This window comes from Bacteroides cellulosilyticus (assembly GCF_020091405.1).
Classification (GTDB): Bacteria; Bacteroidota; Bacteroidia; order Bacteroidales; family Bacteroidaceae; genus Bacteroides.
The window spans coordinates 5633521-5652872 of sequence record NZ_CP081903.1 but is presented as its reverse complement, the minus strand read 5'-3'; the positions used below and the strand labels follow the sequence as shown (position 1 = coordinate 5652872).

Below are 19352 nucleotides of genomic sequence, written 5' to 3'. Positions count from 1 at the left end.
TGGGTTAATCACTTATTAACCCACTTCTTTATCGTCTCCTTCAGTACCTCCTGCGTGAAAGGTTTGGTCAGGAAATCGTTGCAACCCGCATCGAGTGCTGCTTTGCGGTCATGATCGTAGGCAAAAGCCGTCAGAGCGACAATGGGTACGTCCGGTGACAGTTCACGAATGATTCTCGTTGCATCCAGTCCACCGAGATTGGGCATTTTCATATCCATCAGGATGATATCCGGATTTATTTCTACAAACATGTTGACGGCTTCCATGCCATCTTTGGCACGTTCCAGGTGGTATTCCTTACTAAGAATAGCTTTGGTCAGGATGTAATTGCTGTCCGTGTCTTCGGCTATCAGAACAGTTTTCAGTGAGATGGTTTCCTGCGACGACACCTGTACTTTTTCTGTGCTTTCGCTGCCTGCACTTTGTTTTCCGGCCGCCGGTTTATCTTCTTCGGGGCTGTTTTCAGTTTTTTCCTTATCTTCGTCTTTGGTGGTCTTGGCGGGCAGGGTAAAGATGAAGGTAGTTCCTTTCTCAAGTTCGGAGGTCACGGAGATTGTTCCACCCAGACGTTCGATGATTGTTTTGCAAATGGCTAAACCCAATCCGGTGCCCTGTGCAAAATTGTTGGCTTTTACAAACCGTTCGAATACCTTTCCTATCTTTTCGGGGGCGATGCCTGTACCTGTGTCAGTCACATGGAATACGATAGTTTCCCCTTCCCGGTGGTATCCGTAGCTGATGCTGCCTTTGGTGGTGAATTTGAACGCATTTCCTATCAGGTTCGATATCACCTGGAAGATGCGGTTCTTATCAGAGTCTATCAGAATATCTTCATCGGATGGATCGAATATCAGCTCTACACCTGACGGACAGCGGAATACATGCGCATCATGGATTTCCTTGCACAGCGGGTGCAGGCGGACGGCGGCGATGCTGAACTCCACAATTCCGGCCTCTATCTTCGAGAGGTCGAGAATTTCATTGATGAGTTGCAACAGACGTTCGTTGTTGGCTTCCACAATGTTGTAATACTCTTTGCGCTCTTCCGTATTTTCGCTTTCGGCAATGATACGTGAAAAGCCTACGATGGCATTGAGTGGTGTACGTATCTCGTGGCTCATGTTGGCAAGGAAGGCTGATTTGAGTTGGTCGGAGGTTTCGGCTTTCTCTTTGGCTACCATCAGCTCCCGTCTCATCAGTTCCATGTCGGTGATGTCCCATTCGATGCTTAACAGAATGGGCGGGAAGTCATTACTTTCTATTTTCATTTTCCGCTTGTCGAGGAAGAGGGGATTGCCGTTACCATCGCGTTCTTCCGCCACCCAATGCATTTCCTGTCCGGTGGTGGCTATTTCAATATCCTGTTTTCTTTTTTCTTCCGCTATTCCAGAACCATAAAAATCATAGTCGTCTTTTCCCAGGGCTTCCTGCATGGTAATGTCCCGATTGTATGACTCACGATTGCGGTAGAGGTATTTAAAGCCATTCTTAACGTCTTTCACGACAACACCGGCGGGCAGATTCTCAATAATTTTATCCAGAACTTGATTTAATTGCTTGATTTCCTGTTCTTGACGGATGCGTTGTGTTACGTCCCTGCCGAATGTCCAGACCGTGCCTATTCCTTCGTCGCTGGTGACCCAATAGGAATTGCCTTCAATGGCAAGCACTTCGGGGCGAAGTGGTAACGGGTTATGGACGACGTAACCTTGACTGAATTCTCCCCGTTTGACGCTGGCGGCAAATTCTGCCCATGCCTTCTGGTCGCGGCCATACGATTGGAGGTCGTATATCTTCATTTGAGTAATGTCATCCGTATTGCTTATGTTGTGCCGCTCTTTAAAACAGCGGTTGGCGAATATGAGTGTACCGTCTTCCCGGGCTGAGTAGATATCTTCTGTTGAATTGTTTATGGCATGGGTAAGCAGGTTGATGTCATTGCGGCGGCGCTGTATGTCTGTAATATTTTGTATGTAGCCTTCCATGGTGGTGGTGCCGTCCTTATGGCGTTCACGTGTAAAGGCCTTGAGGCGGATGTAGAAGATTTGTTTCTGATACAGAATGCGATAATCCACGCTGTTCTCCATATCACCTTGCAGATTCTGTTCCAGCCAGTTATTGAAGGTTTCCCTGTCTTCCGGAAGTACATGTTGCAGGTATATGTCGATATTGATGTCCTGTGGCTCTTCGGTACACATGATATCGGTGTGGCCGGCATAGCTGAAAGTTCGTGTGTCGGACTCATACTGCCAGCTGCCGATGAGGGCGGCTTTATGAATCTCGTAGAGTTCCCGATTGTTTCTTTCCAGTTCCAGCTTTTGCTGGCTGCGTTCCGTGATGTCACGATATTGGCATAATATCAGGTCGCCGTATGGCTGCATGATGCATTTGAAGAAATAGGTTTCATTTCGTAAGTTGAGTTCATAATTGCGGACGGATTTTGTTCTGTGTAACAGGACTTTCTTGAATTCGGGATAAAATTCGCCGTATGTTCTTGGTGGCAGCATTGCCAACAGGTTTTTACCGAGCAACTTTTCTTCTTTCAGAAACCATAGCTCTACGTTGTGGATGGCTATGTCTACGCACACACCATCTCTGTCCATGAGTATCAATGTATCTGATGTCATGTTCAGGAGCTTTTCGGAATTGTTCGTGTCTTTCAGAATGCTTTTCATTATCTTTCTTTGTATTTAGATTTATTGGTAGGTGGCTTTTTTATCAGCCTGCCCTTCGTGCTTTTTCCCAGGCTCCGCTTTTGTTGCCTTTACGTTTGCTCAGGTAGCGGAATCCTCTGATTACGTTGACGTTCATGAAGAGGAAGTAATAAGGAATAAAGAGTAACTTGTTCTTGATGTGTCTCCGTGAGAGGATATATCCCCAGATGCCCATCAGGTAGAACAGTATTTGCAGTGCCAGAATGACAGCGTAAAACATCGGTTGGGCGCTTATGAAGAGCAACACTACGTTGAGGGGTAGCAATAGGAATAACAAGATAGGAGTGATGGACCACCGCAGGACACGATGGGACACATATTGGAAATTGAGCAAGCCATATCGGAAAGGGTTCAGCAACGGGCGCAACCGCCAGATGGATTGCAAACCTCCGGCGGCAATGCGTATCTTGCGCTTTTCCTCTTCCCGCATATCTGCCGAGCCACTTTCGGTGGCGTATGCGGCAGCGCAATAGGCAATGGTGTATCCCCGCATGACGATGCGCAGGGAGAGAATGAAATCATCGAGCAATGTATCTGTCCGCATATCTTCAAACAGCTCGCTGCGCACGGCAAACAGCTCTCCGGCAGCGCCTACGGCTGAGTAGAGCCGTGAGTCGAGTGCTTTCAGGGTAGACTCGTATTTCCAGTAGATACCTTCTCCACCCGATGCGGCATTATCCTTGGTTTGCATGGCGATGCGTTTTTCGCCTGCCACGCAGCCCACTTTGGGGTTGACAAAAGCATGAACGATTTCGCGCAATGCTTCCCGGTTCAGGTGGGTATTGGCATCGGTGAATACGACGAGTGGTGTTTTCACGAATTTCATTCCGCGGTTGAGGGCGGCGGTTTTTCCTTGTCGTTCGGGTTGGTGGAGGACGGTGGCTTGCGGCCAGCGTGCGAGGCGTTCGTTGGTGTGGTCGTTGCTGCCGTCCGTAACCCAGAATATCCGTAGCTTTTCTGCGGGGTAATCCAGCTCCAGGCAGTTCTGCATCTTCTCGTCCACAACGTCTTCTTCGTTATAGGCGGCTATGAAAAGGGTTAGTTCGGGTAGTTCCGCATCGGGAGGCATGGGGTAGTGTGCCGGTTTACGGAAAGTTTCTTTAATTTTGACCAGAATGTATAGCACAATTCCGTATCCTATATAAGTATAGAATACGATAAACAGGCTTATCCAGAATAATATCTCGAAAGTTCTCATTATGTAATGTCCTCAGAGTTGTTTGTTAAGGTAAACAAAATATTTCTCAAAAGTATGGATAATCTTTTACTGATGCAAGAAAAGAGGGAAAAATAAATAACGGAAAGGATAAGGGGGGGAGATACTGGCGGAAGTTGTTTGTTTGTGTAGGGTTATGAATTAGCTACCGGCTACGAGCTACAAGCTACAAGTGTCTTTCGGAATATAGCGCAGCCACTTGTAGCTTGTAGCCGGTAGCTCGTAACTAATTCGTTTTCAGAACGCCTCCGTCATATTGAAATAGAACAACGTCTGATTGTTGACCGTATTTTTACCCAGGTCGAGGCGTACGTTCATACGTGGTTGCACTTCGATACGCAATCCTACGCCATAGTTGGGCAGCACACCTTCTATTTTGCCGGGGGTGGGTCCCATGAATCCGCAGCCTGTCCAGGCCACGAAGCCGACGTGATTGAGCATGCGTTTCAGCCAGGTGCTTTTATCGGTATTTATCATCTGACGGTATTCGGCCATGACTACGTGGGACGATTTATCGCGATACTGCCCCATGTAATATCCCCGCAGGTCAAAAGGAGTTCCTGTCAGGATATATTGTGTCAGGGGTACATCACCGAACACGTTTTTGCTTTGAGCAGTCCAGGCAATGACCTTGCGCTTACCGACAGTCTTATATTGGCGATAGTCTATTTCCAGGCGATAGAAATTGTCATCACTTCCAAGAAATTTAGTATACATCATTCCCCGGAAATCCAGGTACGTGCCGCGATAGGCATTGGCGGGAATGTCTCTGCTGTCATAGGTCAGCAGGAAGCCGACACCGGAATTGAAATTCTTGTATCCTTTGTCCGTTCCTCCGGCTGCTTTGTACGACGGTTCGTCCACCAGATATTTGGCTGGTTTCGTGATGTCGTCGTAATTTATATCTATCTGCGGTCCGGCGAATATGTTGCTGTTGCCCAGGCGGAACAGGAACCAGGGGTTGAACTGGATGCCGCTGTAGCGATACTGACTGGTAGTGTCGCTCCGGACATAATTCTTGTTCGTGCTGTAGCCCAAACCATAGAAGTTATCTTCCGTATTCTTGTAGGCAAACTTTCCGAAGATGCGGAAGCGGTCACCTTTAAAAAAGAGTTGGGGTTTGGAGAAAAGATTGATACCGCCATTGAAGAGGAAAGCGATGGCTACGGGAACCACGGAGCGCAGTTGTGTGGTGTCACTTGGGTTCATGCGGAAGGTCATCAGGGCGCTTCCACCGAGTACGGCACCAAAGTCGGGGGTGTAACTCGGACCACCCAGAATGTTGTAGTGCAAATTTCGTTGTGCTACCTTCTGTTTTCGTAATTCACGTTTAGTCAATGCCGGTGTAGTGTCACTGATGCTAACTAAATTTGTAGCTTCCTGAGCGGAAAGGCTTGTTACTGAAAGCAGTAACGTCATAATACCTATTATATATTTCTTCATATCGTGCGAATGAGGGTGCAAAGAAAACTAATTTATTTGGATAGGTTTTCAAATTGATAGACAATAAATCTAAAGATTTCACTAAAAGTTTCAAAAAAACACGAATGACGGGCTGCAAATTGCGAGTGCTTTCCGGCGTAAAAGGGTGTTATTGTTACGTTTGCCACTCTTCATTTGTAGCTCGTCACTTTAAGGTATAAACGAATTTTATCACTTTTTTGTTTTCTGCACTCTCATCAGATTGTCAGCCTGGGGTCCGGTTTTTGTTCATGAGTGATCGCTTTCACTGCGTTGGCGCTTCTTTCGTCGGACGAATATTCCACGATGGCATATTCCGTTATTCCCTCCGGCGTAACCCGTTTGAGGAATCGGTGTTGCTGCAACACGGTCACCAGTGTCTGCATATTCCGGTGGGTGGCTTGTATGCGTCCGTACACACAGATTGTAGATAGCATCTGTGAGGCAGGCAGCCACTTCTGGCTCACTTCTCCTTCACGTGCTTTCCGGTAGTAGTAGAAAAGATTCTCCTCTACCGGTTCCTTCATGCGGAATTCTTCGTTGCGCCGGTTCAGGAAGTCTATTTCTTCACCTTCATACCAGTATTCGTAGCCGTTGCGGTAGAGCGCAAGAGCCTGTGAGTAGATTCCTTCGTGGTCGATAGGAGTCTTGAAATCTACCGAATCTATGCAAATGAAGAGAAAACGCCGGTTCTCGCCAATATCTTGCAGACAGTGCGGGTTGTTGGTGCTGCCAATGAATGAGGCGCGGCGTACGAAATTATAAGCTTGTGCGTCGAATGCTTTGCGCTCCTGCATATTGTCTTGTCCGATGATGTGTTTCAGTTCGCTCAGTTGTTCGGGACTGACGCCGTCGAACTCTTCAAGATTGATGAGGATGTTGTAAGAGAGTGCCAAAGCGTGATCTTTGTTGCGGAAGTCAATCATGCCGTTGCGGACATATTTCCGCAACGGGGGCGGTAGCAGGTTGCGGATAAAGAAACTCTTGCCTTTGCCTTGCTTGCTGTAGAGCAGCAGGAAAAGTTGGTTTTGCACGGAATCTTCAAGGGCGCACGCTACCATGCCTACCAGCCAGTGGCGAAGGGCATCCAGCCAGAAGTCCGGATCACTGGTCTTCACCAGTGAGGCCAACCGGGCGATGTGGTCGGTCTTTCCATCCCATTTTTTCATTTTCTCGAAGCAGTCCAGAAACGGATTGAAATCCTTGGCGTAGTCCGAGTCTATGGCTGCTTTCATCATAGATTGCGGACAGCGCAGGGAGTTGCGCTGAGCGTGCATGTAGATGCTGTTGATGTCTTTGGTGCGCAGAATACTGAAAGCCGCCGGGGGAGTGTTTTCCGAAGATTCGGAGGTGTTGAGGCGACGGAACTCTACCGTGTCCAGCACTTCATTACGTCGGAAGATGTAGTTATGGTCCAGGAAGTCGTATAGTCTCTCCACCAGCGGACGTTCTTTTTCCTTCTTTACTTCGTCGGTGTGCGAAGTATAGCTGTAGGCGTTTTGCACGGGTGTTTCAGCGTCAAATCCGGCTACGTTGCCGAAACTGTGGCGAACCAACAACAAAGTATCCTGCACGGGCAGTCCGTAGAAGTAACAGCGGTTTGCCAGGGTGTAGACGAAATTGTCCCGTTGGCTTTCCACGAATTTATACTTTTTGCGGGCGTAGGCCAGTGCGCGGTCATAGTCCAGTCGTGCCTGTTGGCTCATTTGGTTCAGATTTACGCTTTCGTCCGGCGCAGGCAAAGTGCTCTTCTTTATTTTCCGGGGAAGCGATTCTTCTTTGCTGGGTAGCGCAAAGGAGCCCTGCAAGGGAAGTACGGCTGCCGACCGTTGAGGTGAGAAGAAGGCTTTCGGGTCGTGAGAAATGAAAATTCCCCGTGCCAGGTCGCTGCCGCTGGGGTCGGCTTCCGTCTGAAGTAGTTCTTCGTAGTGCAGGCGTGCCAGTTCATATTGCGCTTTGTGGTAAGATTCCAACTCAGTGTAGGTGTGCGGCTGGGTGTGTTTGTTGAAGGTGTCGCGCAATGCCTGTGCTTCGGGGGTGGTCAGATAAGCGAGTATTTTCAGTCCGTGGCGTCGCGGACTGAGGTATGCGAGTAGGGTGGCGTCATCGGCTTCTGCTTGCCGGCGGAAGATTTCCATTTGCCCCAGCTGCATATTGTCGAAATCCAGCGTAGCGATGTCATTGTAATATTCCAGACTGTAGGGAAGCCTACGTTCGTGGTAATTGGTTGTGGCGGTGAGATAGGGCAACTGGGCCTTGATCCGGTCGGCCCGGTCATTGTCTCCTGCTGCCAGGGCTTGCTGTATGTTGTTAATCTGGGTCTGATAAGTGTTGCCGCAAATAAGTTCGTGCAATTGCGATAGCGTGATACTGCCGTTTACCTGAGAATACCCTCTGTAGGTGGTTACATTTAATTCTTTCATGTTTTTAGAGTCTATATTAAAAATTGATTATACTTGCCTGTTTGGCATAGCGGAGGCAAATATCCGTCTTTTATCTGAAACGGCAATCCCCCGTTTTAGAGCCAAAAACGGGGAATTGTGTTGTTGATGAAAAATGTTTATGATAATACGAGAGGTTCCCGGATTATCAGTCGTTGAATAACTCTTCCACCCTCTTAATCAGTGTGTCACGCTGGATGTATTCTCCGGTTCCCCTTTGGGATGGAATACTGAATATTGACAGAATGAAATCGGAAACGCTGGCCGGAGTGGGATTGGGCAGTGGAGAGTAGGGACCCGTCAGCATCTCATACCATGCTTTGAGATAATGATAGCGCTTGAGAGGCAGAATCTCTACACGGTTGCAGATTAATGACTTGAATGAATCTAACGCTTGTAGGATGTCGGAGTCATTCGCTTGTTTGTTATACACCAAGGTGATAATCTCTTTTCCGCTTCCGGCATCTTTTCCGGGTTCTTTGCAATCCAGCACATAAGCCTTTTTTTAGAGGACATAATTTTAAGTTTTAAGTAAATAAATAAAAATTGTCGGTGCAATATTACATATAATTCATACGTCTATAATATTCTATATCAAAAATAGCAGGAAAAAAGTCATTTAGAGGAGGAGGGGGACCTCCTCTTAGTGACTTTTTTCTCTATATAAATAAAAATATCTCTCGCGGGCGTACTTGCGTACACGCGGATAAGGAACGGGGGGGAATGTGCTGAAGCTGTAAGAAAACGGCTTGAAGCTGTTGGCAGATTGCTTGAGCGTTGCCGGTGAATCTCTTGAAGCGGAATCGGAAATGCCTGGGCGGGTCATGTATCTGTCTTAAGGAGTGCCCAATGCTTCGACTATGATGCGCACTTGCGCGGGTGTATATTTCCTCCTTTCGAGGCTCCAGCCTGTTGCGGCGAGCCGTTCTTCCAGTCCGGGGCAGAGGTGTATCCACTCATTAAAGCGGTTGACGGCTGTTTGTTGTTGCACATCGGGCATGTATTTTGCGGCCAGTTCTCCTTTTCCGTATGTCCGTATCGGAAAGTCGTTTTCATCGTCTGTTTCTTCTTGGCTTTTGGCTTTTGTCTGATAATTGTTCTTAGTGTTCATAATTGATTGATTATTACTGTTATATTCTGTAAAGTTAATGATTTTCAGCGGGATAATCAAGCGTTTGGTATACTGTTTACTACCTTACGATAAACTATTTTCTTTTTTTATCCTCCCTTATCCTCCGATATTCTCCGCTAACCTCCGCTATCCTCCGGAGGGGGTGTCTCCCTGTCGTACCTTTGTGTCAACGAAACGTTTCGAGTGCCTGTACCGGACTTGGTTCCGGGGGGCGAAATTAAAATTATTCATATTCTAAAAAAACAAACAGGAAAAAACTTATGGGAACAGTAAAACTAAAGCGCTATCAGCGTAGAAAAAACATTGGAGACTCCAGTTCTCCCTTGTACTATTACCTCCGTCAGAAGCCCGATTCGGGGCAGTTGTACAATATCAACCGCATTGCCAGTGAGATAGAGGGCATCGGTGCGCTTTCGGTGGAAGATGTGGAACACGTCATCAAATCTTTGGTGCGCAGTATGAAACAGATTTTACGTGACGGCAACCGTGTGAAACTGGATAATTTCGGCACGTTCTACATCACTTTCCGTTGCCCGGGCGTGGAGACGGCAGCCAAGTGTAGCGTGAAGAATATCACCCGCGTGAATATCCGCTTTCTGGCGGACAATACACTGAAGCTGGTGAATGAGTCTACCGTCACCACCAAGGGGGCTTTGAATAATGTGGTGTTCGAATTGGAAAAGCTGGAGAGCGGATCGGGTAGTGGCGGTAGCGATTCGGGCGGCGACGGCGGGCTGGATGAAAATCCGCTTGGATAGCCGGGAAGTTAACAATCATTTTCTCAAATTTTAAATTTACGGAAGGAGGTGTGGAAAATTATGGCAATCAAAAAAACGGTTTGGGATCTGATTCTGAAAGTGGTTATCGCGGTGGCATCCGCTATAGCGGGTGTAGTAGGTGCCAATGCGATGCCGTTATAGGAGAAACTGCATTATGACTTTTTTCCGCAAGCCAGGCAAAGCTGTTTTGGCTTGCGGAATTTTATCTGCTATGTATTGATTTATATAGATACGGTTCGATATAATTGTTTAACTTTGCCAAGTTATAGTTTAAAGATGGCAGCACAATAGTTTACCAAAAATCCGCAGATTTTACTAAAAGTTTCAAAAAAGCCATTAATTTTGCATTTTACTGAAACCTGATTTTACACTAATGGCAATGCCAGGACAACATATTATAAAACTATAGTATATGATGAATAGACGAATTTTATCCGTTTTTGTTTTCAGCGCCGCATTACTTTCCGTACAGGCGCAAGACGGGAAAGGCGGTATCAGCGATGCGATGCTGAACCAGATCAAACAGAGTTACGAGGGAACCAGTGCCGACAAAGCTCTGCGTAACGCCATTGGCAACAATGACATCCGCAAACTTGCACTCAACCAGGAGAATCTGGCCGGAATGGATACTCATTTCTCCGTAAAAGTAAATTCGAAAGGCATCACCGACCAGAAATCATCCGGTCGTTGCTGGCTTTTCACAGGGCTGAACGTGATGCGTGCCAAAGCCATCGGTAAATACGGCTTCCAGTCTTTTGAATTCTCGGAAATTTATCCTTTTTTCTGGGACCAGCTGGAGAAGGCTAACCTCTTCCTGCAAGGCGTCATTGATACCCGTGACAAACCCTTGAACGATAAAACCGTAGAATGGCTTTTCCAACATCCGCTAAGCGATGGAGGAACTTTTACGGGCGTTGCAGATATCGTCAGCAAATATGGCCTGGTACCTAAAGAAGCCATGCCGGAAACGAACAGCAGCGACAATACGTCGCGTATGGCAAATCTGATTTCTTTGAAGTTAAAGGAATACGGTCTGCAACTGCGTGATCTGGCTTCTAAAGGGGCAAAGCCTGCGGCGCTGGATAAGGAAAAGCCTGCGATGCTCGGCACTATCTATCGCATGCTGGTGCTGAATCTTGGCGTTCCTCCTACGGAGTTTGACTATGTGCGTAAAGATGCCCAGGGCAATCCTGTCGAAACGGAACATCACACCCCGATGTCCTTCCTCAAGAAGTATGGCGACGAGAATCTGTTGACCAATTATGTGATGGTTATGAACGATCCTTCGCGCGAGTACTACAAGTGTTATGAAATAGATTACGACCGTCACCGCTACGACGGGAAGAACTGGACGTACGTCAACCTGCCTGTAGAGGACATCAAGGAAATGGCTATCGCTTCCCTGAAGGACAGCACCATGATGTATTTCTCTTGCGACGTAGGCAAGTTCCTGAATTCCGAGCGTGGCTTGCTCGATGTGAAAAACTATGATTATGAATCGCTCATGGGCACCACCTTCAATATGGATAAGAAACAACGCATCCAAACCTTCTCCAGCGGCTCGTCTCATGCCATGACCCTTATGGCTGTGGATCTGAATAAAGACGGAAAACCCGTGAAATGGATGGTTGAAAATAGTTGGGGACCTGCAAGCGGTTATCAGGGACATCTGATCATGACCGATGAATGGTTCGACGAATATATGTTCCGTCTGGTGCTGGAGACTAAATACGTTCCTGCCAAAGTAATGGATATATTCAAGCAGAAACCCATCCGTCTGCCCGCCTGGGATCCGATGTTTGCGGAAGAATATTAAACACGATAACTCATCTTGTTATCATCGTGTTCGTTAACGAAAGGAATTACGGAAATTTATCCGTAATTCCTTTCTTTTTTGCTCTTTATTCACGTTCTTTTTTGCTACTTTTGCGGCAAATTAATGAAACCATTATTTTATATAAACGCATGGCAAATGTAATTAAGTTACGTAAAGGCCTTGACATCAACCTGAAAGGTAAGGCTTCTCAGGAGTTTATGTCTGTGAAAGAACCGGGATTCTACGCATTGGTTCCTGAAGATTTTACGGGTATTACTCCGAAGGTAGTAGTCAAAGAACAGGAATATGTGATGGCCGGAGGACCCTTGTTTATCGACAAGAATCATCCTGAATTGAAATTTGTTTCGCCCGTTAGCGGCGTAGTGACAAGTGTGGAGCGCGGCGCACGTCGTAAAGTGCTGAACATTGTCGTTGAAGCTGCAGCTGAGCAAGACTATGAAGAATTCGGTAAGAAAAACGTGAGTTCCCTGAACGGCGAGTCAGTGAAAGCCGCATTGCTGGAAGCGGGTATGTTCGCGTTCATCCGTCAGCGTCCCTATGACGTGATTGCTGATCCCACGATGTATCCGAAAGCTATCTTTGTTTCGGCCTTCGACAGTAACCCGCTGGCACCCGATTTCGAATTCGTTCTGAAAGGCGAGGAAGCAAACTTCCAGACAGGATTGGATGCTCTTTCCAAGATGGCAAAGACGTATCTGAGTATTAGTGTAAAACAAAAGGCAACCGCGTTGACGCAAGCTAAGAATGTAACGATTAACGCATTTGACGGACCGAACCCGGCCGGCAATGTAGGCGTACAGATCAACCACATTTCTCCTATCGTGAAAGGCGAAACTGTGTGGACAATCAGTCCGGAAGCCGTTATATTCATCGGACGCCTGTTCAATACAGGACGTGTGGACATGACGCGCAAAGTGGCCGTTACAGGTTCCGAAGTGTTGAAACCTGCATACTGCAAACTGAAAGTAGGTGCTTTGCTGACAAACGTATTCAGTGGAAACGTGAGTTCGGGCAAGGGAGACTTGCGCTACATCAGCGGTAATGTGCTTACAGGCAAGAAGGTTTCTCCAAACGCTTTCCTCGGCGCATTCGACAGCCAGCTGACGGTGATCCCCGAAGGCGATGACATCCACGAAATGCTGGGTTGGATTATGCCGCGTTTCAATCAGTTCAGCGTGAACCGTTCTTACTTCAGCTGGTTGCTGGGTAACAACAAGGAATATGTGCTGGATGCCCGCATCAAGGGTGGTGAACGCCACATGATCATGTCCAATGAGTACGACCGTGTATTCCCGATGGATATCTTCCCCGAATATCTGGTGAAAGCTATCATTGCAGGTGACATCGACCGTATGGAGGCTTTGGGAATCTACGAAGTAGCTCCCGAGGATTTTGCCCTCTGCGAATTCGTTTGCTCTTCGAAGGTAGAAGTTCAACGTATCGTTCGTGCAGGGCTTGACATGCTTCGCGCCGAAATGGCCTAATAATTAATACTTATATAATTAATACTTATAAATGAAAGCGTTAAGAAATTATCTCGACAAGATAAAGCCGAACTTTGAAGAGGGCGGCAAATTCCACGCATTCCAGTCTGTGTTCGACGGATTCGAAACATTCCTGTTCGTCCCCAGCACGACTTCGAAATCGGGAACGCACATTCACGACGCTATCGACAGCAAGCGCATTATGTCGATGGTGGTCATTGCGTTGGTACCGGCGTTGTTGTTCGGTATGTATAACGTAGGTTATCAGCATTTCACGAATACCGGTGCTACAGGTAGCTTCATTGAAATGTTTGCCTACGGTTTTCTGGCTGTATTGCCTAAAATCATCGTTTCTTATGTAGTAGGTCTGGGCATTGAGTTTGTTGTGGCTCAGTGGAAGAAAGAAGAAATCCAGGAAGGTTTCCTCGTTTCCGGTATCCTGATTCCTATGATTGTTCCGGTAGACTGTCCGCTGTGGATTCTGGCGGTGGCTACTGCATTCTCTGTAATTTTTGCTAAAGAAGTATTCGGTGGTACGGGTATGAACGTGTTCAACGTTGCCCTGATCACTCGTGCATTCCTTTTCTTTGCATATCCTACGAAGATGTCCGGTGATGCCGTTTGGGTATCAGGCGACACAATCTTCGGTCTGGGACAAGCGGTTGACGGACTGACCGTAGCTACTCCGTTGGGTGCGGCTGCCACTTCGGGGGCTGTGCCACCATTCTCCTGGGATATGGTGACGGGCTTGATACCGGGTTCTATCGGTGAGACCAGTGTAATTGCTATCGCTCTGGGTGCTATCCTGTTGCTGGCAACGGGTATCGCAAGCTGGAAGACGATGTTCTCCGTATTCGTGGGCGGTGCGTTCATGGCTTGGGTATTCAATGCTATCGGTCCTGACACTCCGATGGCTCAGATGCCTTGGTACGAACACCTCGTGCTGGGTGGTTTCTGCTTCGGTGCCGTATTTATGGCTACCGATCCTGTAACTTCGGCACGTACCGAGACGGGTAAGTACATCTTCGGTTTCCTGATTGGCGTCATGGCAATCGTGATCCGTGTGCTGAACCCCGGTTATCCCGAAGGTATGATGCTTGCCATCCTGCTGATGAACATCTTCGCTCCGCTGATTGACTACTGTGTAGTACAGGGCAATATCAGTCGTCGCGAGAAACGTGCAATTAAGTCTAACAATTAAAATACCGAAGAAAATGAATACCAATAGTAATAGTTATACTATCATTTATGCTTCGGTAATGGTTGTTATCGTGGCATTCTTGCTGGCATTCGTTAGTTCCTCACTGAGAAGCATTCAGGATAAAAACGTGGAACTGGATACGAAGAAGCAAATACTCGCTGCATTGAACATCAAGAATGTGGAAGATGCCGAGGCTGAATATAATAAGTATGTAAAAGGAGATATGCTGATGAACGTAGACGGTACTCTGACCGAGAACACCGGAGCATTTGCTACCGGCTACGAAAAAGAAGCTAAAGAACACCAGCGCCTGCACGTATTCGTTGCAGAAGTAAATGGAGAAACTAAATATGTATTCCCTGTTTACGGTGCCGGTCTTTGGGGTGCTATCTGGGGATATGTTGCACTGAACAGTGACAAGGATACCGTTTACGGTGTTTACTTCTCTCATGCCAGTGAAACTCCGGGTCTGGGTGCCGAAATCGCCGGACAACACTTTCAAGATGAATTCCTGGGCAAAAAGACGCTGGACAATGGTGAAGTTGCCCTGGGCGTCGTGAAGAACGGTAAGGTGGAAAAACCTGATTACCAGGTGGACGGTATCTCCGGTGGTACGATTACTTCTGTAGGTGTAGATGCCATGCTGAAAGCTTGTCTGAATAGTTACAAGAGTTTTTTAACCAATAATGATGAGGAATAAAGGATATGGGACAGTTATTTTCAAAGAAAAATAGAGAAGTATTCTCAACCCCGCTGGGCATGAACAACCCTGTTACCGTACAGGTGCTGGGTATCTGTTCTGCACTGGCTGTAACTGCCAAACTGGAACCTGCCATCGTAATGGGGCTTTCGGTAACAGTGATTACGGCTTTCTCTAATGTGGTTATCTCGTTGTTGCGCAAAACCATCCCCAACCGTATCCGCATCATCGTTCAGTTGGTTGTGGTAGCCGCTTTGGTAACCATCGTAAGTGAAGTTCTGAAAGCGTTTGCTTATGACGTAAGTGTGCAGCTTTCTGTTTATGTAGGTCTGATTATCACAAACTGTATCCTGATGGGACGTCTGGAAGCGTTTGCCATGCAGAACGGTCCGTGGGAATCTTGCCTCGATGGTATAGGTAACGGTTTGGGATATGCCAAGATTTTGATTATCGTAGCTTTCTTCCGCGAACTGTTAGGTTCCGGTACATTGCTCGGTTTCAATATTCTGAACTATGAATGGCTGACAAACCTGGGTTATGTGAACAACGGCTTGATGCTGATGCCGCCGATGGCTTTGATCATCTGTGCTTGTATCATCTGGTATCAACGTGCCCGTCACAAAGAATTGCAAGAAAAGTAATATAAATGAAGAATGAAGAATGATGAATGAAGAATTGGCGGCACTATGGCGCTGCATAGAAATTCTTAATTCTTAATTCTTAATTCTTAATTCAAAGAATTATGGAACATTTAATAAGTTTATTTGTCCGCTCCATATTCGTGGACAACATGATATTTGCGTTCTTCCTGGGTATGTGCTCTTACTTGGCTGTATCTAAGAACGTGAAAACTGCAGTAGGACTGGGTATCGCCGTAACTTTCGTATTGGTGGTTACGCTTCCGGTCAACTACTTGTTGCAAACCAAGGTACTGGCTGCCAACGCTATCATTGAAGGCGTTGACCTCAGCTTCCTGAGTTTTATTCTTTTCATCGCGGTAATTGCCGGTATCGTGCAGTTGGTAGAGATGGTTGTGGAACGTTTCAGTCCCTCTCTCTATGCTTCACTGGGTATCTTCTTGCCGCTGATTGCCGTAAACTGTGCCATCATGGGTGCTTCGCTGTTCATGCAGCAACGTATCAATGTGGGCGAGAGCGATCCGAAATACATCGGTGACGTATGGGATGCCATCTCTTATGCACTCGGTTCCGGTATTGGCTGGTTGCTGGCCATTGTAGGTCTGGCGGCTATTCGTGAGAAAATGGCTTACTCTGACGTGCCCGACGCACTGAAAGGTTTGGGTATCACGTTCATTACAGTAGGTCTGATGGCAATGGCATTCATGTGTTTCTCTGGTTTGAACATCTAATAAAGAAAGGAATAGAACAATGGATATGAATTTAATATTAGCGAGCATTGGAGTATTCCTGGTGGTTATTCTGCTGCTTGTCGTTATCCTGCTGGTTGCCAAGAACTTCCTGGTACCTTCAGGTAATGTAAAACTGACTATCAACGGTGACAATGTGCTGGACGTAGAGTCCGGTTCCACGTTGCTGAATACGTTGTCCGTGAACGGCATATTCCTTTCTTCCGCTTGTGGTGGCAAGGGTTCTTGCGGACAGTGTAAATGCCAGGTGCTGGATGGTGGTGGTGAAATCCTGCCGTCCGAGGTTCCTCATTTCAGCCGCAAACAGGTACAAGACCATTGGCGTCTGGGTTGCCAGGTGAAAGTGAAGAGTGATATGGCCATCAAGATTGATGAGTCTGTACTGGGTGTAAAAGAGTGGGAGTGCGAGGTTATCTCCAACAAGAACGTGGCTACGTTTATCAAAGAGTTCATCGTTGCGTTGCCTAAGGGCGAACACATGGACTTTATCCCGGGATCTTATGCACAGATCAAGATACCTAAATACTCAATGGACTATAACAAGGACATTGACAAGAGCCTGATTGGTGACGAGTATCTGCCGGCATGGGAGAAATTCGGTTTGTTTACATTGAAGTGTGATAACAACGAAGAAACCATCCGTGCATATTCTATGGCTAACTATCCGGCAGAAGGCGACCGTATCATGTTGACGGTACGTATCGCAACTCCTCCGTTCAAGCCGAAAGATCAGGGACAAGGCTTTATGGATGTACCTGCGGGTATCGCTTCTTCTTATATCTTCACACTGAAACCGGGTGATAAGGTGATAATGAGTGGTCCTTACGGAGACTTCCACCCGATATTCGATTCTAAGAAGGAAATGATGTGGATTGGCGGTGGTGCCGGTATGGCTCCGTTGCGTGCCCAGATCATGCACTTGACGAAGACATTGCATACTACAGACCGTAAGATGACTTACTTCTACGGTGCACGCGCGCTGAACGAAGTGTTCTATCTGGAAGACTTCCTGCAAATCGAGAAGGATTTCCCGAACTTTACGTTCCATCTGGCTCTGGACCGTCCGGATCCCGCAGCAGATGCAGCAGGCGTGAAGTATACTCCGGGCTTCGTTCACCAGGTGATTTACGAAACTTATCTGAAGGATCACGAAGCTCCCGAAGATATCGAATACTACATGTGTGGTCCTGGCCCGATGTCGAAAGCTGTCGAGAAGATGCTCGACGATCTCGGCGTTCCGGCTCAGAACTTGATGTTCGACAACTTCGGCGGATAAGGCATACGCTAAAATTGGTAAATGACTTCGATATTTTTGAAAACTCCTGCAAGGCTACGGCTGAACAGGAGTTTTTTTATTAACTTTTTCATACATGCATGAAAGTTCTACGCCCAATTTGCATTATCTTTGGCTCGTCATAACAAAAGATTATTATGGAAATTCAAGATATACTGCGTAATCTGCAAATAGAGCAACTTACCCCGATGCAAGAGGCAACCCGGGAAGCTTACCGTGAAAATAAAGACTTGGTGCTGCTTTCACCCACAGGATCGGGTAAAACGCTGGCTTTTCTGCTTCCGCTGGTGCAGACTTTGAAAACGGATGTGCAAGGCGTACAAGCCGTTGTTCTGGTGCCCTCACGAGAACTGGCATTGCAGATTGAAACGGTATTCAAATCCATGGGGACCCCGTTTAAAGCTATGAGTTGTTACGGTGGTCGTCCTGCGATGGAAGAGCACAGGACGATGAAGGGGATTCATCCTTCCGTCATTATCGGTACACCGGGACGAATGAACGATCATCTGCGGAAAGAGAATTTCGATGCGGCTACCGTCACTACATTGGTGATAGATGAGTTCGATAAATGCCTTGAGTTCGGTTTTCACGATGAAATGGCGGAAGTGATCGGACAGTTACCGTCATTAAAGAAGCGTATTCTGCTTTCGGCTACGGATGCTGAAGAAATTCCCCAATTTGCCGGAGTAGGAGGCAAGGACCAACTTTCTGCTGACGGTTCTCAACTTATCAAACTGAATTTCCTGGATCCTGATGCCCTTGCACCGCGCCTGAAACTTCATAAAGTTGTTTCTCCCGAAAAAGATAAGCTGGAAACTCTTTATAACCTGCTTTGTGTGCTTGGTTATCATTCTACCCTTGTATTTTGCAACTATCGTGAAAGTGTGGAACGAGTTACCGGATATCTGCAAGCAAAGAAATTCCCATGCGATATGTTCCATGGCGGTATGGAGCAACCCGACCGTGAACGGGCGCTCTATAAGTTTCGTAACGGCAGTTGTGCCGTATTGATCTCCACTGATCTTGCTGCCCGCGGACTGGATATCCCCGGTATAGAAAACGTAGTTCACTATCATCTTCCTGTCAATGAAGAAGCCTATACGCACCGCAACGGACGTACGGCTCGTTGGGAAGCTGACGGAAATTCCTACCTCATCCTGCACGATGAAGAACGGATTCCTGAATACATTCCCGAAGATATCGAGATTTTTGAGTTTCCGGAAGTACTGCCGAAGCCGGCCAAGTCCCGGTGGGCTACCTTATATATAGGTAAAGGAAAGAAAGATAAGCTGAACAAAATCGATATTGTCGGCTTCTTATATAAGAAAGGTGGATTGGCGCGTGAAGATGTGGGACAAGTGGATGTGAAAGAACACTATGCTTTCGTAGCTGTGCGCCGTAGTAAGATGAAACAGCTGCTCATGTTGATACAAGGTGAGAAAATTAAAGGAATAAAGACGATAATTGAGGAAGCTAAGTAAGTTTTCTTATAAATATTCACTTTTCTTGCGTTTAAACTTCTGAATATAAAGTAATAAAATCGTATTACTATTAGATTCTTCTAAAAGTCCGTTCTTGATAAGTATGGATAACAAAATGGTGCATATATCCTGTATAAACCATAAAAAAGTAAGCTAAATGCGCTGTTAAAATAGAATTTCATTATGAAAGGTTTGTTTTAAAGAAATATTTCCGTAATTTCGCAA

At 46.7% G+C, this 19352-nt stretch carries 16 protein-coding genes; 10 read left to right on the top strand and 6 right to left on the bottom strand.

Annotation, left to right across the window (positions count from 1 at the left end):
• Nucleotides 1–8 precede the first annotated feature (8 nt).
• The 6 genes from K6V21_RS21690 to K6V21_RS21665 all read right to left on the bottom strand — a co-directional run bounded on the left by K6V21_RS21690 (nt 9) and on the right by K6V21_RS21665 (nt 8943).
• Nucleotides 9–2675, bottom strand: coding sequence for an ATP-binding protein (locus K6V21_RS21690; protein WP_224319843.1), 2667 nt, complete (start codon nt 2673–2675; stop codon nt 9–11).
• A 43-nt stretch (nt 2676–2718) separates the two neighbouring features.
• Nucleotides 2719–3912, bottom strand: a complete 1194-nt coding sequence (locus tag K6V21_RS21685) for a glycosyltransferase family 2 protein (protein ID WP_224319842.1) — start codon at nt 3910–3912, stop codon at nt 2719–2721.
• A gap of 255 nt (nt 3913–4167) precedes the next feature.
• Nucleotides 4168–5373 carry a BamA/TamA family outer membrane protein gene (locus K6V21_RS21680; protein ID WP_029428900.1) on the bottom strand — a complete coding sequence of 402 codons (1206 nt, stop codon included), beginning with the start codon at nt 5371–5373 and terminating at the stop codon, nt 4168–4170.
• 236 nt (nt 5374–5609) lie between these two features.
• On the bottom strand, nt 5610–7814 hold the full coding sequence (locus K6V21_RS21675; protein ID WP_224319841.1) for a VapE domain-containing protein: 2205 nt from the start codon (nt 7812–7814) through the stop codon (nt 5610–5612).
• Nucleotides 7815–7980: 166 nt separating this feature from the next.
• On the bottom strand, nt 7981–8325 hold the full coding sequence (locus tag K6V21_RS21670; RefSeq protein ID WP_195425396.1) for a hypothetical protein: 345 nt from the start codon (nt 8323–8325) through the stop codon (nt 7981–7983).
• A gap of 342 nt (nt 8326–8667) precedes the next feature.
• Nucleotides 8668–8943 carry a DUF4248 domain-containing protein gene (locus K6V21_RS21665; RefSeq protein ID WP_224319840.1) on the bottom strand — a complete coding sequence of 92 codons (276 nt, stop codon included), beginning with the start codon at nt 8941–8943 and terminating at the stop codon, nt 8668–8670.
• A gap of 281 nt (nt 8944–9224) precedes the next feature.
• On the opposite strand from K6V21_RS21665, the gene K6V21_RS21660 reads away from it, so the two are divergent.
• The 10 genes from K6V21_RS21660 (at nt 9225) to K6V21_RS21615 (ending at nt 19127) form a co-directional block, all read left to right on the top strand.
• The gene (locus K6V21_RS21660) at nt 9225–9722 is read left to right on the top strand and encodes an HU family DNA-binding protein (protein WP_007217900.1); all 498 of its coding nucleotides are present in this window, start codon (nt 9225–9227) and stop codon (nt 9720–9722) included.
• Between the two features lie 66 nt (nt 9723–9788).
• A complete protein-coding gene (locus K6V21_RS21655) occupies nt 9789–9884 on the top strand; it encodes a smalltalk protein (protein ID WP_157445266.1) in 96 nt (31 codons plus the stop codon).
• A 274-nt stretch (nt 9885–10158) separates the two neighbouring features.
• On the top strand, nt 10159–11559 hold the full coding sequence (locus K6V21_RS21650) for a C1 family peptidase (RefSeq protein ID WP_224322078.1): 1401 nt from the start codon (nt 10159–10161) through the stop codon (nt 11557–11559).
• A 149-nt stretch (nt 11560–11708) separates the two neighbouring features.
• A complete protein-coding gene (locus tag K6V21_RS21645) occupies nt 11709–13064 on the top strand; it encodes a Na(+)-translocating NADH-quinone reductase subunit A (protein WP_007213636.1) in 1356 nt (451 codons plus the stop codon).
• A 31-nt stretch (nt 13065–13095) separates the two neighbouring features.
• On the top strand, nt 13096–14265 hold the full coding sequence (locus K6V21_RS21640) for an NADH:ubiquinone reductase (Na(+)-transporting) subunit B (protein ID WP_007217903.1): 1170 nt from the start codon (nt 13096–13098) through the stop codon (nt 14263–14265).
• A 13-nt stretch (nt 14266–14278) separates the two neighbouring features.
• Nucleotides 14279–14965, top strand: coding sequence for a Na(+)-translocating NADH-quinone reductase subunit C (locus K6V21_RS21635; protein ID WP_007217904.1), 687 nt, complete (start codon nt 14279–14281; stop codon nt 14963–14965).
• 5 nt (nt 14966–14970) lie between these two features.
• A complete protein-coding gene (locus K6V21_RS21630; protein WP_195425395.1) occupies nt 14971–15606 on the top strand; it encodes an NADH:ubiquinone reductase (Na(+)-transporting) subunit D in 636 nt (211 codons plus the stop codon).
• 101 nt (nt 15607–15707) lie between these two features.
• Nucleotides 15708–16334, top strand: a complete 627-nt coding sequence (nqrE, locus tag K6V21_RS21625) for an NADH:ubiquinone reductase (Na(+)-transporting) subunit E (protein WP_007213640.1) — start codon at nt 15708–15710, stop codon at nt 16332–16334.
• Between the two features lie 19 nt (nt 16335–16353).
• Nucleotides 16354–17628, top strand: coding sequence for an NADH:ubiquinone reductase (Na(+)-transporting) subunit F (nqrF, locus tag K6V21_RS21620; protein ID WP_224319839.1), 1275 nt, complete (start codon nt 16354–16356; stop codon nt 17626–17628).
• 155 nt (nt 17629–17783) lie between these two features.
• A complete protein-coding gene (locus tag K6V21_RS21615; protein WP_224319838.1) occupies nt 17784–19127 on the top strand; it encodes a DEAD/DEAH box helicase in 1344 nt (447 codons plus the stop codon).
• Nucleotides 19128–19352 lie beyond the last annotated feature (225 nt).

Bases quoted from the DNA above. Each gene is read 5' to 3' on its own strand.
- K6V21_RS21690 (WP_224319843.1), bottom strand. From the start codon at position 2,675: ATGAAAAGCATTCTGAAAGACACGAACAATTCCGAAAAGCTCCTGAAC.
- K6V21_RS21685 (WP_224319842.1), bottom strand. From the start codon at position 3,912: ATGAGAACTTTCGAGATATTATTCTGGATAAGCCTGTTTATCGTATTC.
- K6V21_RS21680 (WP_029428900.1), bottom strand. From the start codon at position 5,373: ATGAAGAAATATATAATAGGTATTATGACGTTACTGCTTTCAGTAACA.
- K6V21_RS21675 (WP_224319841.1), bottom strand. From the start codon at position 7,814: ATGAAAGAATTAAATGTAACCACCTACAGAGGGTATTCTCAGGTAAAC.
- K6V21_RS21665 (WP_224319840.1), bottom strand. From the start codon at position 8,943: ATGAACACTAAGAACAATTATCAGACAAAAGCCAAAAGCCAAGAAGAA.
- K6V21_RS21660 (WP_007217900.1), top strand. From the start codon at position 9,225: ATGGGAACAGTAAAACTAAAGCGCTATCAGCGTAGAAAAAACATTGGA.
- K6V21_RS21650 (WP_224322078.1), top strand. From the start codon at position 10,159: ATGAATAGACGAATTTTATCCGTTTTTGTTTTCAGCGCCGCATTACTT.
- K6V21_RS21645 (WP_007213636.1), top strand. From the start codon at position 11,709: ATGGCAAATGTAATTAAGTTACGTAAAGGCCTTGACATCAACCTGAAA.
- K6V21_RS21640 (WP_007217903.1), top strand. From the start codon at position 13,096: ATGAAAGCGTTAAGAAATTATCTCGACAAGATAAAGCCGAACTTTGAA.
- K6V21_RS21635 (WP_007217904.1), top strand. From the start codon at position 14,279: ATGAATACCAATAGTAATAGTTATACTATCATTTATGCTTCGGTAATG.
- K6V21_RS21630 (WP_195425395.1), top strand. From the start codon at position 14,971: ATGGGACAGTTATTTTCAAAGAAAAATAGAGAAGTATTCTCAACCCCG.
- nqrE (WP_007213640.1), top strand. From the start codon at position 15,708: ATGGAACATTTAATAAGTTTATTTGTCCGCTCCATATTCGTGGACAAC.
- nqrF (WP_224319839.1), top strand. From the start codon at position 16,354: ATGGATATGAATTTAATATTAGCGAGCATTGGAGTATTCCTGGTGGTT.
- K6V21_RS21615 (WP_224319838.1), top strand. From the start codon at position 17,784: ATGGAAATTCAAGATATACTGCGTAATCTGCAAATAGAGCAACTTACC.